We start from the raw sequence: 16,157 nt of genomic DNA, 5'->3' as shown, positions 1-16,157 counted from the left end.
CCGGCGCTGCCAGGTCCGCGGTGCCAAGGGCCTTAGGGCAACTCCTTCGACACCAGTCGCTCACCGCATTCTCGTTCAGAACCGCGCCGAAACGACCGATCTGATAGGTCGCGCCAGCGGATCGCGAACCGGGAAGGGGCAAGCGTGTCCAAGCACAAGCTCAGCGCCTGGTTCGCGATCTGGATGGCCCTGCTGACCGCGGCCTTCTACCGCTGGCCGGACATGCACATGCTCTGGTGGGGCGCGATCGGCCTGTCCAGCGTCGCCGGCGTGATCGTCGGCGTCGTCGTGCACCGGCCCGAGCGCCGCTGGCCGTGGCTGCTGCTGGCCGCCGCGCTGGCCTGCTTCGGCCTGGGCGACTTCTGCTACAACGTGCTCACCGACGTCATGGGGCTGACCAACCCGTTCCCGTCCTTCCCCGACGGGCTGTACCTCGCGATGTACCCCCTGGTCGCGGCCGGCCTGCTGGGCTTCATCCGCTCGCGCACCGGCCGCAACGACCGCGACGCCCTGCTCGACGCCGCGACCCTGACGATCGGCCTGGCCCTGCTGTCGTGGATCTTCCTGATCGACCCCTACGTGCGCAGCCACGAGCTGACCGCGGTGCAGAAGGTGGTCTCGGTCGCCTACCCGCTCGGCGACGTGCTGACCCTGGCCGTGTTCGCCCGGCTGCTGACCGGCGGCGCGCGGCGTACCGGCGCGATCATGCTGCTCGGCCTGGGCACCACCGGCCTGCTGGTCGCCGACGTGGTGTACGGCCTCATCCAGCTCAACGGCTCCTGGCAGGTCGGCGGCCCCACCGACCTGGGCTGGGTGCTGTGCTACTTCGGCTGGGCCGCGGCCGCCCTGCACCCCTCGATGGTCAAGCTGACCCAGCCGGCCCGGGCGGGCTCATCCGACCTGGGCGTGCGGCGCATCGCGCTGCTCGGCACCGCCTCGCTGATCGCCCCCGGCGTGCTGCTGGCCGAGGAGGTGCTGGGCGAGGTGCGCGACGCCTCCGTCGTCGCCGCCTGCTCCGGCGTCATGTTCGTGCTCGTGCTGACCCGGCTGGCCGGCGTCATGGCCAACCACCGGCAGGCGGTGGCCCGCGAGCGCGAGCTGCGCGAGACGACCACCACCCTGGTGTCGGCGGCCGACCCCGGCGAGGTCGTCGCCGCGGTCCGCCGCGCGCTGGCCCGGCTGCTGCCCGACGGCACCCGGCACATCGTCCTGCTGACCCGCGACGGCGCCGCCGGACGCTCCCCGGCGCCCGGCCTGGTCCGCGTCGCCGGCCTGTCCCCAGACCTCCGCGCCGAGCTGCGCGAGTTCAGCTCCGCGCTGCGCCACCCGCTCGGCGTCACCGGCGACACGCTGTACCTCTCCGCCCCGACCGAGGCGCTGCAGGCGCTGCAGCCGACCTTCGAGGTGCTCGCCGCGCAGGCCGCCATGGCGCTGGAGCGCATCGCGCTGACCGCCGAGGTCAACCGGCGCAGCAGCGAGGCATACTTCCGTACCCTCATCCACAACACCTCCGACGTGATCCTGATCGTCGACGAGGGAGACGTCATCCGGTATGCGAGCCCGTCGGCCGGCCCGGTCTTCGGCGACGAGCGGATCGCCGGCGCCGAGCTGTGGCGGTTCGTCGCCGACGACGGCCGCGTCCGCCTGGCGGAGCGGCTCGGCCAGGTCCGGGCCGGCCGGCACGGCCACGACATGATCGACGTGCGCGCGGTGCGGGTGGACGGCGCCGGCCTGCTGGTCGAGGTGGACTGCCGCGACCTGCGCGCCGACCCCACCGTCGGCGGCCTGGTGCTGACCGTGCGGGACGTGACCGAGCGCCGGCGCATGGAGGAGCAGCTCATCCGGCAGGCGTTCCACGACTCGCTCACCGGCCTGGCCAACCGCGTGCTGTTCGCCGACCGCGCCGAGCAGGCGGTGGCCCGCGCCCGGCGCGACGGCAGCCACGTCGGCGTGCTCTTCATCGACCTCGACGACTTCAAGATCGTCAACGACACGCTCGGCCACGCCGTCGGCGACGCGCTGCTGCAGGCGGTCGGCGCCCGGATCAGCGGCGCGCTGCGCCCCACCGACACGGTGGCCCGCCTCGGCGGCGACGAGTTCGCCGCGCTGCTGGAGACCGACTCGATCGCAGACCTGGAGCTCGCCGCCGAGCACATCACCAACGCCCTCGCCGAGCCGTTCGCGGTGGCCGGCGCGTCGGTCAACGGCATCAGCAGCATCGGCCTGTCCACGACACCGGACGCGGGCTCGGCCGAGGAGCTCATGCGCCAGGCCGACCTGGCGCTCTACGTGGCCAAGGGCGCGGGCAAGGGGCAGTGGCGGCGGTACCAGTCGGATCTGCACACGGCCGTGCTGGAGCGGCTGGAGCTGCGCGCCGCGCTGGACCAGGCGGTCAAGGAGCAGCAGTTCGTCCTGCAGTACCAGCCGATCGTGGACCTGGAGACCGGCGAACCCCGCGGCTTCGAGGCCCTCGTGCGCTGGAACCGCCCCGGCCGGGGCATCGTCGCGCCCGGCCACTTCATCGACGTGGCCGAGGAGAGCGGCCTCATCGTGCCGATCGGCCGGACCGTGCTCCAGCAGGCCGCGGCCGCCGCCGTGCGCGGGCAGCGCCCGGGCGCGGCCGGGGCGCCGCGGTACATCAGCGTCAACGTCTCGGCCCGGCAGTTCCGCACGCCCGGGTTCGTCGAGGAGATCCGCCAGCTGCTGCGCGGCAGCGGCATGGCCCCCGGCACCCTGCTGCTGGAGATCACCGAGAGCCTGCTGCTGCGCGACGACGACCAGGTCCGCGCCGACCTCGACGCCCTGCGCGCGATGGGCGTACGCCTGGCCATCGACGACTTCGGCACCGGCTACTCGTCGCTGTCGTACCTGCAGCACATGCCGATCGACGTGCTCAAAATCGACAAGTCCTTCATCGACGACATCCACTCGTCGGCCCAGCAGCGCGCGGTCGTCACGGCGATCGTGCAGCTGGCCCGGACGCTCAACCTGTCGGTCGTGGCCGAGGGCGTGGAGCACGAGGCCCAGCGGGAGGCGCTGCGGCAGATCGGCTGCCCCTACGGCCAGGGCTACCTGTTCGCCCGCCCCCTGCCGGAGGCGGAGGCCTTCGCCCTGCTCCCCCCGACCGATGCCCCGGCCGCCGCCCTGGCCTGACCCGCTACACTGCGCCGGTTACAGCCAGGGGTCCGATTTTTTCGGCTCATGTATGGTGACAGGAAGCTGTCGGGCGGCACCACCACGACCCGCATCACGTGCCCTAGCCAGGGCCTGTATCAAAGTCAGTCGCAGCCATTCGTTGATCGCGGCGATGTGCACCGCAGTCTCGTAGCCCCCAGGTGCGCCACCCCGGGCCGCGACGGCGCGGTTGCGCTCGACCCGCACTCCACCGCGTGGCGCTGCTGGTGGGGTTACGGGCCGAAAGCCGGTGCCCGGCCGCCTTCGACCCCGGCTTGCGCCCTCCCACGCCGCCAGATCCAGCGGCCGGCTCAACCCCGCCGATCCACAGCGGCACGCCCCCAGCCCGCCCCAGCCCGCCGCGCGCGGCGCCGGGGGCCCCTGCGGCCGGAGCGGCGTTTTGCTTCCGCGATCATGCACCGGAGACGTCCACTGGCTGGGATCCTCATGATCGCGGAGTAATAGTGCCGCTCCTGGTACATCATCGCTCCACGATCATGGGGATCCCGCCATTCGGGACGCGCCTCGGCATGATCGCGGAAAGAAAGCGCCGCACCGCGGGCCCCTTACGGTTCTTGGTCGTTCCACCAACGACCGGAGACCTCGCTCATCGCCGATCTTGACATGTCCGAACCTCAGCGCGGTCCGCCAATACCGCCGACTTCGACACAGGCCCTAGCGAGCCGTCAGGTCCGCACAGGACGACTCCCCCGGCAGCAGCGGGCGGAACTCGACCGCCCAGCGCTGATCGCCCGACGTCCACGGCGTGCGCGAGTTCGCCCCCTTCGCCGCGCTCAGCACCGGCGCCGCCTCCGCGGTCAGGCAGGCGACGCCCGGCCGGTCCGGCACCGCGGGCCCGGGCAGCGCCGGCCCCGGCCAGGCGATCGGCGGCGGGTCGGCCGGCAGCCCGTCCGACGCCGGAGCCCACGGCCGCGCGACCGCGGCGATCAGCGCCGGCTCGTAGGCCACCGGCCGGTCGATCGCGCCGTCCCCGAGCGTCTTGGGCAGGTCCCGCAGCGCCGTCACCAGGTCCTCCAGCCTCCGCCGGGCCGCACGCTGCGCGTCGGTGAGGCCGGTGCCGTCGCCGATGCCGAGGGCGGGGGCGTCGGTGACCGCCACGCCCTCCGCGGTGCGCACGGTGATCCGGGTCGACGGCGCGTCCGCGACGCTGGGGATGCCGAGGTCGGCGCCGCCGCCCACGCCGGCCTGCCGCGCGCGGCGGGCCAGGGCCTGCACGTCGGCCCGGGCGATGTGTTGCACCTGGACGTTCGGCAGCGCCGGGCCGGGGTAGATCGCCGGGACCGGGCCGGTGGTGATGACCCGGCCGTCGCCGTACACGCTGAGCTCCGGCAGGGCCGTCACCGTCAGCTCGACCGGGACGAACCCGCCGGAACTGCGCACCTGCAGGACCAGATCGGCGGGAGCGAACGACACCTCGGGCTGCGCGACACCCGCGGGCGACGCGCAGCCGGCCAGGCCCGCGAGCGCGGCGGCGGCCAGGACGAACAGGCGCTTCATGCCCCTTCGACGCGGCCGCCGGGCGATCGGTTCCGCGGCGCTACTTGAGCACCAGGTCGACCTCCACCATGTCGCCGGCCTGGCGGGTCTTGTGGTCGTCGAGGTCGACCAGGCGCAGCTTGTAGGTGCCCGGCGCGTCCGCCTTCACCTGGAAGCCGAGGTCGGTGCCGACCGCCACCTGCGAGCCGGACAGCGCCTCGTTCGGCGCGGTCGTCGGGCCGAGCTCCGTGCCGTCGGGCTGGCCGAGCCGGAAGTTGTCGGCGCCGACGTAGTGGCTGCTGCTGCCGGTGTACTGGATGTCGACCTTGCAGGTGATCGCCCGGTAGCCGTTCTTGGCCTGCCCGTTGTAGTCGAAGAACCCGCCGCGCAGGTCGCAGGTGGTGTACGTGACCACGAGGTCCTTGACCGTGACTTTCTTGTCCTTGACCAGGTTCACCGGCGCGTAGTCGACCACCGGGCCGCCGCCGAGCGGGATCTTCGCCTGGGCCTCGCCCGCCTCACCGAAGAGGAACTCGCCGGTCGCGATGCTCGCCTTCAGCTTCTCGTACACCCCGAAGTCGAGGTTGTAGTTGCTCTTCTGGCCGCCCGCGACCGTCGTGGACTCCCGCAGCGAGCCGGTGAACTGCTGGCCGCCGACCGAGAAGACCGCGTTGACATACGGCGTCTGGTCCTTCTCGCCCAGGTTCTCGACCACGAGCTCGGCGGAGAGCTTGTGCGAGTCGGCGTTGGCGTCGTAGGTCAGCTTCCCGACGGTGATCTTGTACTGGGCGTACCACACCGACTTGTTCACCTGCACGGTCTGCTGGTCGGCGCCCGGCCGGGCTTCCTTGGTGCTGGCCGCCTGGCCGCCCGAGCCGGCGTCGCCGCCTCCGCCGGAGCCCCGGTTGCCGCCGCCACCGCTCCCGCTGCCGGCGGCGCGGTCCGGGGTCGAGCTGTTGTCGCTGACCGCCCGGTAGGCGGCGACACCGCCCACGCCGAGCAGCAGCACGCAGACGGCGACAACGGCGATCAGCACGCCGAGCTTGCCGCCCGAACCGCCGGAGCGCGGCGGCGGGGTGACCGGCCGGTACGGCGGCGGCATCTGCGGCGCGAGCGGCGGCGCGGCGCCGAAGACGGCGGTCGGGTTCGGCCCGGCCGGCGGGCGGCCCGTCGGCGGGCCGTTCGGCGGCGGGCTGTTCGGGATGGCGGCGGAGGAGAATCCGGCCGGCGAGACCGCGCCCGCGATCGGCGCGGACACGGGCGACGGCGGCATCCCGGCCCCGGAAACGGGCATCCCGGCGCCGGAGACGGGCATCCCGACCGGCCCGGAGACCGGGGCGTTCGGCGGCGGGCCACCGGCCGGGATACCGCCCGGGGCGGCGATGACCGGCGGGCGCGGGCCGGCGGGCGGCGGCGGCGACGGGAACGGCGCGGGCCGGGACGGCATCGCGGCCAGCACGCTGCCGAGCGCGACGACCAGCTCGGGCTGCTCGATGAGCGTCGGGGCGACCCCGAGCCGCTGGTGCAGCAGGGTGCTGACCAGCGGGATCCGGCTGGAGCCGCCGACCAGGAACAGCCCGCCGATCTGGTCGATCCGCACGCCCGCGCGCTGCAGCGTGGTGGCGGTCAGGTCGACCGTGCGCTCCAGGTACGACCGGGAGAGCTGCTCGAACTCGGTGCGCGTCACGTGCACGTCGGTCTCGAACAGCGGCAGGTGCACGCTCGCGGTGGAACTGCGCGAGAGCTGCTCCTTCGCCGCGCGCACGTCCTCGCGCAGCAGGTGGCTGCGGCGCCGGGCGGCGTCGTCGCGGGGCTCGACGAGCTGCCGCCAGCGCTCCGGGTCGGTGACCGTCAGCGACTGGCCGAGGTGGCCGATGATCGCCGCGTCGAGGTCGACGCCGCCCACGTCGGGCAGGCCGTCGCTGGCCAGCACGTCCCAGCCGCCGTCCGGGCGGCGGCGCAGCACGGTGGTGTCGAACGTGCCGCCGCCGAAGTCGTACACCACGAGCACGCCGCCGGGCACGATGTTGCGCCCGAGGACGGTCGTGAAGTAGGCGGCGGCCGCGATCGGCTCGGGGACGAGGATCGGCGCCGGCAGGCCCGCCCGGGCCGCCGCGTCGGCCAGCACCGAGCGGCGATGGGTCGCCCAGTTCGCCGGATACGTCAGTACCGTGCGCACCGGCATGATCCCCAGCACCCGGGACGCCTCGTCCGCGGTGCGCCGCAGCAGGGCCGCGAGCAGGTCGGAGACCGCGTACTCGCGCTGGCCCAGCAGCACCGTGCCGTCGTCGACGCGCCGCTTCGGGTTGGGCTCGAAACGGGACGGGTCCAGCCGGGCGCTGCGCTCGGCGTCCCTGCCGACGAGCAGGTGCCCGTCGACCTCGGCGTAGACCGACGACGGCAGCAGGAAGCTGGCGTCGAACAGCAGCGGCTGGCTGCGACCGTCGGCGGCGGTCAGTGCGGCGACCGTGTGGGTGGTGCCTAAGTCGACGCCCAGCTGAGACTCGATATGCCTCGTCACGCCGACACGGTAGCGCCTCCCTTCAACGCCTGCCGTTGGCGGCTGCCCGCGCCTCCTCGCCGGTGCGCACCAGCGGGGTGTCGACCAGGTGCTCGGCGAGGAACCAGGCCTCCAGCTCGCCGGTGCGGATGACCTCCGAAACCAGCAGGTCGTTGGTGCCGTCGTCGCCCATCTCCTGCACGCGCGCGGCCGCGTCGTGGGATTCGGAAAGTACCATTTCATGGGCCTCGAGCAGGCGGGACAGCATCGCCGGCACCTCCTCCGCCCCGTCCGGCGGCCGGGGCACCTGGGTGATCTCGGCGACATGCCGGGGATCGCCGACCGCGATGCCACCGAGCGTCTGCACCCGCTCCGCGATCGAGTCGATCAGCTCGAGCTGCTCGCCCGCGTGCTTGTCCAGCAGCAGGTGCAGCTGGTAGAACGTCGGCCCGCGCATGAGCCAGTGGTGCTTCTTGTACAGCGAGTAGAGGATCTGGGTGTCGGCGAGCACCTGGTTGAGCCGCTCGCAGGAGTACATGCGGGCCTCGGCCGGCAGCGCGACCGGAAACTGCCGGATCGAGCCGAAGTGCTGGATCTCCCGGCCCTGCTGGTGCAGCCACGGCTGGCTCTGGCCGCCGCCCTTCTTGGCCTGCGTCTTCTTTGGTGGCATGGCGCGACTGTGCCCCGCCGCGGCCGAAACACCCTCACCCCCGGCGGTGATCCGGCCTAAAGTGGGCGGCCGTGACGTTGAGCATGGAAGACCGCATCGCGATCACCGACCTGATCCATCTCCACGGCCACCTGGTCGACCGTTCCGACTTCGCCGGCCTGCGCGCGGTGTTCGCCGAGGACGTCGTCTACGACGTGCGGGCCCTCGGCGGCGGCGTCCTCGACGGCGTGGACGGCATGCGCGCCGCCGCCGAGGCGCTCGGCGACGCCGGCCCGGTCGCCCACCACGTGACGAACGTGGTGCTGAGCGAGTCCCCGGACGGCTCGGTCCGGGCCCTGTCGAAGGGCCTCGGCGTCCTGCGTGACGGCCGGGTGGGCAGCGTGGCCTACGACGACACGGTCCGCCGCCTGAGCGACGGCTGGCGCATCACGCACCGCGTGATCACCCGCTGAACCGCCGCCCCGGTGTGACATTTCGCGGCGTCGATGAAGGGCTCGACGCCGCACCCGCCATAGGGTGAGCCGGATAGGTAAGCTGCGATCCCGAAACCAAGCTACGGGGGTGCCGGCCAGATGACTCAACCGCCCGTGTCCGCGCCGCCGCGGCTGCGGCCCCGGCCCGGATCCATCGGCGGGCTGCCCATCGGGCGGCTGGTGCTGGTCGAGGCCGTGCTGCTGGCCATCGGCGCGATGCTGCCGCACGGGCCGATCATCGCCGGAATCACCGCGTTCGCCGGAATCCTGGTCATCCTGGTCGCGCTGCTGCGCACGCACGGCCGGTGGTGGCTGGAGCGGCGCTCGCTGGCGCGCGCGCACGCCCGGCGGCGCCGCTCGGCGCCCGACCCGACGCCCGAGGCCGACCGGCGGCTGGTGATGCTGCGCACACTCGCGCCCGGGCTGGTCGTGCGGGACGTGCCCGGCGGCACCGCCGACGGGCCGCGGATCGGCATCGGGTGCGACGCCGCCGGGTGGTATGCCGCGGCGGTCCTCGGCGCCGAGACGTCGATGCGGGGCGATGCCGATTCGGGGGTACCGCTCGATCTGCTCGCCCGCGTCCTCGACGACGCCGAGCACCCGGGCGCCGTCGTGCAGGTCACGACGGTCAGCGTGCCGGCACCGTGGCAGCAGGTCGACGACGCCCAGTTCGCCGCCCGGTCGTATCGGGAGCTCCAGCAGCTGCAGGCCGCGCCGCCACTGCCAGCCGAGCGCACCACATGGGTCGCGGTGCGGCTGGAGGCGCGGTCGCGGGCCGAGGCCGGGATGGCCGGCAGCTACGACGCCGAGCACGCCCCGGCGCTGGTCGGCTCGCTCATCCGCAAGGTCGGGCGGCTGCTGCGCGACGCCGGGATCGAGCACCGCATCCTCACCGCCGACGAGCTGGCCGACGCCCTGGTGCGGGCCTGCGAGCTCGACCCGGCCGCCGCCGGCGAGGCGTGGCGGCCCAACGAGGAGTGGACCGCCTGGCGGTCCGGGGAGCTGTCGCACAACGCGTTCTGGCTCAAGACCTGGCCCCGGCCGGAGGACGCGTCCGCGCTGCTGGAGCGGCTCGTCTCGCTGCCCGCCGCCTCCTCGGCGACATCGCTGACACTGACCCGCGACGGCGACGGCGACGGCGACGGCCTGGCGCTGCGCTGCCTGGTGCGCGTCGCGGCCACCGCGGCCGCCCTCGAGCCGTCGGCGCGCGCGGTCGAGGAGGCCGCCGCGGCCGCACACGCCGAGCTGGTGCGGCTCGACGGCGAGCACGGCCCGGCCGTCTACGCCTGCGCCCCGACCGGAGGCGGTGCCAAGTGACCCAGCCAGCCCAGCCCCAGCCTCAGCCCCAGCCGCCGGACGAGGTCGGCCTCTACCGTCCGGCGCCGCCCGGCCCCTACGCCGTCCAGGCGCAACCACACCCGCAGCCGGCTCCGGCCGTCCCGGCGCCGGCGCAGCCCGTGGTGCCGCAGCAGCGGCAGGCCCAGCCGCACACGACGACCGAGGTGCGCCCGGCCGTGGCGCAGCCGCAGTTCGACCTGGAGAGCTCCCTCTCCCGGACCTCCGCCCCAAGCCTGCCCTGGCAGGCCGCCCAGGCGGCCGCGGCGACCATCGCGCCCGCCGAGCCGGCGACCACGGACCGGAGCCTCTGGCAGGAGGGACCGGGCGGCCCCCCGACGGAGGCGGTGGCCCTCGCCGGCGCGGCCCGGACCGGCCGCCGGCTCCCCGCCTTCGACCTGCCCCGCCTGCGGGTGGAGTGGCACGAGGTCAGCGCCGCCGCCCTGAAGCACGTGCGCGGCGGCACCGGGACGACCGGCCTCATGCTCGGCGTGGACTACCAGCGGCAGCCGGTGCCGATCCGCTTCTTCCGCCCCGAGCCCACCCGCGTGACGCTCGTCGGCGGCCTGTGGGCGCAGCGAATCCTGGTGTTCCGCGCGCTGGCCCTCGGCGCCCGGGTCATCGTCATGACCGGCGACCCGCGCCCGTGGCAGGGTCTCGGCGAGTGGGCAACGGGCATGAACGACCGCCTGGTGCTCTGGAACGACCCGCGCCCGCCCTCAGCGCCGGCCAGCGCCCGGCAGCCGCTGCTCATCGTGACCGACGTGAGCCAGGTCGGCTTCGGCGCACGCCCCGAGCTGCGCCCGTGGCAGACCCAGGTGACCGTGGTCCGCCGCCTCGGCGCCGAGCACGCGCACACCCTGCAGGGCTGCAACCTGGTGATGCTGCAGCAGCTCAGCCGGCCGGAGGCGGCCGTGGCCGGTTCGGCCCTGAACCTCACCGAGAGCGGCGCCGGCCTGCTGCAGGAAATGTCGCCCGACATGCTGGCCCTGATGGGCAGCGGCGCCAACCGTTACGTCTGGCTCTCCCCCACCACCGTCGAGCGGCAGTACCACGGCCCACCCCAGCGTTAGCCCGAAACTACGCTGGGCCACGCGTTTTCCTGGGTGTGCGGCGCTGGTGGCCTCTGCGGCCGGTGTGGTGTACGGCCGGTGCGGCGTTTTGCTTCCGCGATCATGCACCGGACGCGTCCACTGGCTGGGATCCTCATGATCCCGGAGCGATAGTGCCGCTCCTGGTACATCATCGCTCCACGATCATGGAGATCCCGCCATTCGGGACGCTCCTCGGCATGATCGCGGAGAGAAAGCGCCGCCGGGGCCGTTCACCAACGACCGGAGACCTCGCTCATCGCCGATCTCGACACGCCCGAACCTCAGCGCGGTCCGCCAGTACCGCCGACTTCGACACAGGCCCTAGTGCGCCCAGAAAGCGGCACGGCACCAGCGGGACTATCGCTCATCCCGCGGCCGGTTCTTCTCGTGCAGGGCCGCGAGCACGAGGGAATACATGTCGGCGAGCGCCGAGGCCGGCAGCTCCACCCCGTTGCCGCCGCCCGGGTTGACCCGCAGCGCCCCGCCCCCCTCCGGCCACGCCACGACCACGTCGACGAACCGCACGGCGATCCACTCCCGGTCCCCGAGCTCGGCCTGCAGGTGCGGCAGCGAGCTGAACGCGAAGACCACCGCCTCGCCGTCCACCCGCGAGGTCCGCCACCACGGAAATTCCGGGTCGGTGATGTCCCGCGAGACGTCGGTCCGCACGGGCGTCCAGTAGTCGTCCGGCGTCGCCGCGGCCACCGACAGCTCCTCCGCGGTCGGCAGCGGCAGCAGCAGCTGAGCGTCGAGCAGCGCGCCCATGTACGCGTCGCGGTCCCCGGCCTCGACCGCCAGCCGCAGCGCGTGATCCAGCGGCGCCCACTCCGGCTCCCAGGGCGGCAGGGTGCGCACCGCGTCGGGCGAGAGATACGCCTGCACCGGCAGCCCCGGGTCGACGGCGATGCCCCAGCCCAGCCCGGCGATCGCGGACACGACCTCGAACAGCGGCGCCCGCCGCACCGCCGGGATCTCCGGCGGCAGCGCGGCGGCGGAGGTCCAGGCCAGCGCGTAGGTGACGCCCCGCGCGCGGGCGGTCGCCAGGGTCACCGGTTCGCGCCCGGCCGCGGCTTCGGGCGTGATCGGCAGGTACAGCGCCTCGTCGGACAGCGCCCTGCAGTAGGCGAGCTCGTCGCCGGCCGCGACGGCCGCGGCCATCGCCTCCTCGGCCTCCGTCGTGGGCCGCCAGACGGTCATCGCGTTACGCCCAGGCGCCGTCGTCGCGGAGGCGGGCCGGCACGCGACCGGCGACGAGCACCGTGATGGCTTCCTCGACGGAGGCGCCGAGATACCAGTCGGCGGTGTGGTCGAGGACGAACACCCGGCCGTGCTCGTCGATGGCGAGCAGCCCGGCGCCGTCGAGCTGCTCGCCCAGCGGCGTCAGCCGGGCGCCGATCAGGGCGCCGAGGTCGGCCAGCGTCGCGGCGAAGTGCAGGCCGCGCAGCGGGTCGAGGACGATCCCGCAGCGGGCCACCTCCGCGCCGGGGCCGTCCGCGCGCACCGTCAGCCCGCCGAACTCGGCGAACACGGCCAGCGCGGGCGGCACGACGGTGTGCTGGTGGCCGGCCGGGGAGGCGTGCGAGGACAGCGCGAGGGCCCAGCTTCGGGCCCGGGCCGTGTCGGCGCGGCCGGGCGTCCAGCCGGCCTCGCGCAGGGCGCTCTCCACCTCGGCAGGGAAGCCGGTCACTCGTCACCCACCTCGACGCCGAGCCAGTCGAGCAGGGCGGTGCAGCCGCGGCAGGGCGGCGCCGGGCGCCCGTGCATCGGGTCGCCCCGCTCCCGGATGTGCACCAGCGAAAGCCGCGCCCCCCACAGCTCGGCCCGGGCGGCGGCCGGGGTCAGCGGCGCGCCGAGCCGCCGCTCGGCCTCGTGCAGCCGGTCGGAGACCAGCACGATCTCGGCGCAGGACCCGGCGTAGCGCTCCCGCGACTCGACCGGCAGCTCGTGCAGGAACCGGCGGATCAGCGCGTGCAGCTCGGGCGGCGTGTCGCCGCGCACCGACGTGTGCTGGAAGACGGTGTCGCCCACCAGCAGCGCGCCCGCGGTCAGCGGCAGCCTACGAACCATGCCGGACAGCCTAACCGCCGGGCGCCGAGCATAGGTGTGGCCCGATAAAGTGGGTACCCATCGACCGCGCAACCCGGGGGCCCACGATTCGCACACTCCTCGTCTCACCGCAGCAGCGGGGTGCGTATGCCACCATCGGCGACGCGCTCGCCGCGGCCACCGACGATTCGGTGATCGCGGTGGCTCCGGGCACCTATGCCGAGGCCATCTTCGTCACCGGCAAGCGGCTGCGGCTGGCCAACGCCGACCCGTCGGGCGGGCCGGTGACGCTGGACGCCACCGCCGTGCCGTATCCGGCCGTCAGCGTGCGCAACGCGTCGCTGACCATCGAGGGCTTCACGCTGCGCTCCGCCGACGCGCCGGTGGTGACCGCCCGCGGCACGCAGCTGTCGCTGCAGGGCTGCGACCTCAGCGCCGGCTTCGGGCCGGGCGTCGACCTGGCCGGCGGCTCCATCGAGATGCGCAAGTGCACGATCGCCGGCGCGCAGTATGGCATCGTGGTCGAGGACGCCCCCGGCACCATCGACGACTGTCAGATCACCGAGGTCGCCGAGGACGGCATCATCGTGCGCATCGGCGCCGACCCGGTGATCACCGGGACCGTGGTGCGCGGCTGCGGGCGGCGGGGCGTGTATGTGTACCAATTCGGAAAACCCACCCTCGAAGGGTGCGAGGTCACGCAGACCGGCGACGCCGGGATCGTCGTGGCCCATCAGAGTTCGCCGACGATCCGCCGGTGCAAGGTCCACGACACGCAGGGTGTCGGCGTCTCGTTCGCCCGGGGCTGCGCCGGCCGGGTCGAGGAGTGTCAGATCGAGAACACCGGCGTGCCCGCGCTCGACATCGCCGACGGCGCCACGCCGGTCGTGATCGCCGCCCGCCCCGACGCGCCGCCGCTGACGATCGGCGACGCGAGCCCGGCCGCCGGCGGCGACGCGGTCGCGGTGGAGGCGCTGCTGGCCGAGCTCGACTCGATGGTCGGGCTGGCCGGCGTCAAGGACGAGGTCCGCGCGCTCATCGACGAGATCCAGGTCAACGAGTGGCGGCGCAGCGCCGGGCTGTCCGTCGGCGCGATGAGCCACCACCTGGTCTTCGCGGGCGCGCCGGGCACCGGCAAGACGACCGTGGCCCGCGTCTACGGCAAGCTGCTGGCCGCGCTCGGGGTGCTGCCGAAGGGCGCGTTCAAGGAGGTGTCGCGGCGCGACCTGGTCGGGCAGTATCTCGGCCACACCGCGGAGAAGACGTCGGCGGCGTTCGAGGAGGCGCGCGGTGGCGTGCTGTTCATCGATGAGGCGTACACGTTGTCGAGGTCGATGGGCTCGGGCGGCGACTTCGGCCAGGAGTCGATCGACACGCTGGTGAAGCTGATGGAGGACCACCGGCACGAGATCGCGGTCATCGCGGCCGGCTACACCGCCGAGATGGACGAGTTCATCGCCGCCAACCCGGGCCTGGCGTCGCGGTTCACCAAGACGATCGTGTTCGAGAACTACACCCCGGAGGAGCTGGTCCGCATCGTACGCCGGATGTGCGCCACCGACGACTACCAGCTCGGCGACCTGGCCGAGGCGGCGCTGCTGCGGCACTTCGCGGCGATCGAGCGCGACGCGAACTTCGGCAACGCCCGCGACGCGCGGAAGCTGTTCGAGAGCGTCCGCAAGGCCCAGGCGCAGCGCCTGCGGGTGCTCGGCCGCCGGCCGAGCCTCGACGAGCTGCGGATCCTGGAGCTGGCCGACGTGGAAGCGGTCGTGGGGGCAGGCTGATGGAGCCGGCGCAGCCCGAGGAGTTCCGGGCCACCTGGGCGCAGACCTGGCACACCCACGTCAAGCCGTTCCTGGTCGCGAACATCGTCGTGGCGCTGCTGTCGTTCATGATCGGCTACGCCGTCGGCGGCTACCCCGGCGCGATCATCCTGCCGGTGGTCCTGGTCGGCGGCATGACCCTGCTGCAGCGGGTCGCCAGCCGCGGCCACGGCCTGCGCCTGTCCCCGACCGGCGTGGAGTTCCTGCGCCGCGACGGCCGGATCGCCCGCGTGCGCTGGCCCGACATCGAGGCCGTGGTGGTGATCAACCGCCGCACCAGCGCCGTGATCGCCCCCTACGGCGTGGGCCGGGCCGCCGCCGAGCAGGGCGCGGCCGCGTTCGCCGACGCCAACTCGGGCCCCGGCATCACCGGCGTGGGCGAGCTGCTGGGCCCGGCCGCGGTCGCGCGGCAGCACGCGCACGGCCCTTCCTGGCTGCCGCTGGCCGAGCCCCAGGCGCTGCGCCTGAGCCTGGCCATGATCGACCGCTCGTGGCCGGCCGGCCGCATCGGCGACTGGTTCCGCCGCTACCGCCCCGACCTGCTGCCGTAGCGGCTCTCGCCGCGCCCGACCCCGGGGAGATCCACCGCCCACGGCCGGTTGCCCTGCCGCCCCTCCCAGGCCCGGTATTCCAGCTCCGCCGGCCCGCCGACGCCGTTGACCTCGCGCAGCACCCGCACGACGGCGTCGACCAGCGCGCGGTACTCCCGCCCGGTCAGCGGCCACGGCAGCGACTTGCTCCAGGCGGGCGCGTCCGGCGGCTGCGGCGGGGCCCAGCCCAGCGACTCGATGAGGGCCCGCCCGGCGGGCGTCTCGGCCATCTCGTCGGAGTCCTCGCTCGCCTCGCCGGCGACCTCCGCGTCGAGGTGGCTGCGGCCCTGGTGGAACTGCGCGTAGTGCCACGGCCGGGCGCGCACGTTGAGCACCACGAACACGCCGTCACCGAGCCGCGCCAGCTCCCGTGCCAGCGCCGCCCGGAACTCGTCCCACGTGGGCGCTGTCACGCGGCGTCCTCGTAGTCCGACGCGCGCCACAGGTGCAGGCTCACGACGTTGCGGCCGCGGCTCAGGGCCAGGGTCGACTCGCCGCGGCGCCAGGCGAGGGAGGGCTCGTCGCCGGGCTCGGTGTCCTCGGCGGGGCCGAACTCCTCGGCCAGGGCGCGGCCGCCGAGGGCGAAGGCGTCCTGGACGAACTCGCGGCCCTCGGGCGTGATCGGGCGGGGCAGCACGTCGCAGATCGGGGTGGCGATGCTGCGCACGGTGCCGTCGTCGGTGAGGTTGAGCGCGGCCCGGCCGCGGCCCAGGCCGAGGCCGGGGTCGGCGAGCAGGACCGTGGTGGCACTGCTCTCGAGCGGCTTCCAGCCCAGGTCGGCCAGGATGTGGGCGGGCGAGACCGCATACAGCAGCGGGCCTTCGTCCAAGAGCCGGCGGGCGAGTGCGCGAACCTCGTCAGCGGCGAGCACCCGCAGGTCCATCGACATGCCGCCTAACCTAGCGCTGCGACTCGCGGAAGAAACCGCAGAAGAAACCGCGGGAAAAAGCGGACC

The 16,157-nt window shown here is 74.0% G+C and carries 14 protein-coding genes; 6 read left to right on the top strand and 8 right to left on the bottom strand.

Features of this window, described 5'->3' with window-relative positions; translation table 11 throughout:
* The first annotated feature begins 144 nt into the window (after positions 1-144).
* Positions 145-3,153, top strand: a complete 3,009-nt coding sequence (locus ACQPXD_RS05335; protein WP_432835390.1) for a putative bifunctional diguanylate cyclase/phosphodiesterase — start codon at positions 145-147, stop codon at positions 3,151-3,153.
* Between the two features lie 696 nt (positions 3,154-3,849).
* On the opposite strand, the gene ACQPXD_RS05330 is transcribed toward ACQPXD_RS05335, so the two are convergent.
* The 3 genes from ACQPXD_RS05330 to ACQPXD_RS05320 are packed head-to-tail and all read right to left on the bottom strand — an operon-like array spanning position 3,850 to position 7,841.
* A complete protein-coding gene (locus ACQPXD_RS05330) occupies positions 3,850-4,692 on the bottom strand; it encodes a hypothetical protein (RefSeq protein WP_432835388.1) in 843 nt (280 codons plus the stop codon).
* 40 nt (positions 4,693-4,732) lie between these two features.
* On the bottom strand, positions 4,733-7,192 hold the full coding sequence (locus ACQPXD_RS05325) for an Hsp70 family protein (RefSeq protein WP_432835386.1): 2,460 nt from the start codon (positions 7,190-7,192) through the stop codon (positions 4,733-4,735).
* 22 nt (positions 7,193-7,214) lie between these two features.
* Positions 7,215-7,841 carry a Dps family protein gene (locus tag ACQPXD_RS05320; RefSeq protein WP_432835384.1) on the bottom strand — a complete coding sequence of 209 codons (627 nt, stop codon included), beginning with the start codon at positions 7,839-7,841 and terminating at the stop codon, positions 7,215-7,217.
* Between the two features lie 71 nt (positions 7,842-7,912).
* On the opposite strand from ACQPXD_RS05320, the gene ACQPXD_RS05315 reads away from it, so the two are divergent.
* The 3 genes from ACQPXD_RS05315 (at position 7,913) to ACQPXD_RS05305 (ending at position 10,722) form a co-directional block, all read left to right on the top strand.
* Entirely contained in the window at positions 7,913-8,293 is a 381-nt protein-coding gene (locus ACQPXD_RS05315) for a nuclear transport factor 2 family protein (RefSeq protein ID WP_432835382.1), read from the top strand.
* 120 nt (positions 8,294-8,413) lie between these two features.
* Positions 8,414-9,631 carry a type VII secretion protein EccE gene (locus ACQPXD_RS05310; protein WP_432835380.1) on the top strand — a complete coding sequence of 406 codons (1,218 nt, stop codon included), beginning with the start codon at positions 8,414-8,416 and terminating at the stop codon, positions 9,629-9,631.
* Positions 9,628-10,722, top strand: a complete 1,095-nt coding sequence (locus tag ACQPXD_RS05305; RefSeq protein WP_432835378.1) for a hypothetical protein — start codon at positions 9,628-9,630, stop codon at positions 10,720-10,722. Before ACQPXD_RS05310 ends, ACQPXD_RS05305 begins: the two co-directional genes overlap by 4 nt.
* Positions 10,723-11,100: 378 nt before the next feature.
* Here the strand turns inward: ACQPXD_RS05305 and ACQPXD_RS05300 are convergent, their stop codons facing one another.
* From ACQPXD_RS05300 to ACQPXD_RS05290, 3 genes are read right to left on the bottom strand one after another with little or no spacing between them, the layout of a single operon-like run.
* Positions 11,101-11,940, bottom strand: coding sequence for an SseB family protein (locus tag ACQPXD_RS05300; protein ID WP_432835376.1), 840 nt, complete (start codon positions 11,938-11,940; stop codon positions 11,101-11,103).
* 4 nt (positions 11,941-11,944) lie between these two features.
* Positions 11,945-12,430 (bottom strand): SUKH-3 domain-containing protein, encoded by a 486-nt coding sequence (locus tag ACQPXD_RS05295; RefSeq protein ID WP_432835374.1) that lies wholly within the window; start codon positions 12,428-12,430, stop codon positions 11,945-11,947.
* Positions 12,427-12,810 carry a YwqJ-related putative deaminase gene (locus tag ACQPXD_RS05290; protein ID WP_432835373.1) on the bottom strand — a complete coding sequence of 128 codons (384 nt, stop codon included), beginning with the start codon at positions 12,808-12,810 and terminating at the stop codon, positions 12,427-12,429. The genes ACQPXD_RS05295 and ACQPXD_RS05290 overlap by 4 nt, the downstream gene beginning before the upstream one ends.
* A gap of 86 nt (positions 12,811-12,896) precedes the next feature.
* Here ACQPXD_RS05290 and ACQPXD_RS05285 point away from each other — a divergent pair, with 86 nt between their 5' ends.
* Together ACQPXD_RS05285 and ACQPXD_RS05280 are read left to right on the top strand one after the other, a co-directional pair.
* Complete coding sequence (locus ACQPXD_RS05285) at positions 12,897-14,573, top strand: right-handed parallel beta-helix repeat-containing protein (protein WP_432843651.1); 1,677 nt, start codon at positions 12,897-12,899, stop codon at positions 14,571-14,573.
* The gene (locus ACQPXD_RS05280; protein WP_432835371.1) at positions 14,573-15,163 is read left to right on the top strand and encodes a hypothetical protein; all 591 of its coding nucleotides are present in this window, start codon (positions 14,573-14,575) and stop codon (positions 15,161-15,163) included. The genes ACQPXD_RS05285 and ACQPXD_RS05280 overlap by 1 nt, the downstream gene beginning before the upstream one ends.
* On the opposite strand, the gene ACQPXD_RS05275 is transcribed toward ACQPXD_RS05280, so the two are convergent.
* Together ACQPXD_RS05275 and ACQPXD_RS05270 are read right to left on the bottom strand one after the other, a co-directional pair.
* Positions 15,139-15,615 (bottom strand): TY-Chap domain-containing protein, encoded by a 477-nt coding sequence (locus ACQPXD_RS05275; RefSeq protein WP_432835369.1) that lies wholly within the window; start codon positions 15,613-15,615, stop codon positions 15,139-15,141. The two genes, ACQPXD_RS05280 and ACQPXD_RS05275, sit on opposite strands and share 25 nt — an antisense overlap.
* Entirely contained in the window at positions 15,612-16,091 is a 480-nt protein-coding gene (locus tag ACQPXD_RS05270) for a DUF6301 family protein (protein WP_432835367.1), read from the bottom strand. Before ACQPXD_RS05270 ends, ACQPXD_RS05275 begins: the two co-directional genes overlap by 4 nt.
* Positions 16,092-16,157: the final 66 nt, after the last annotated feature.

The sequence above is a fragment of the Dactylosporangium sp. CA-092794 genome, assembly GCF_050948465.1.
Lineage (GTDB): Bacteria > Actinomycetota > Actinomycetes > Mycobacteriales > Micromonosporaceae > Dactylosporangium.
Note: the sequence above shows the minus strand (reverse complement) of the source record. Positions and strands in the feature narration are given on the sequence as shown.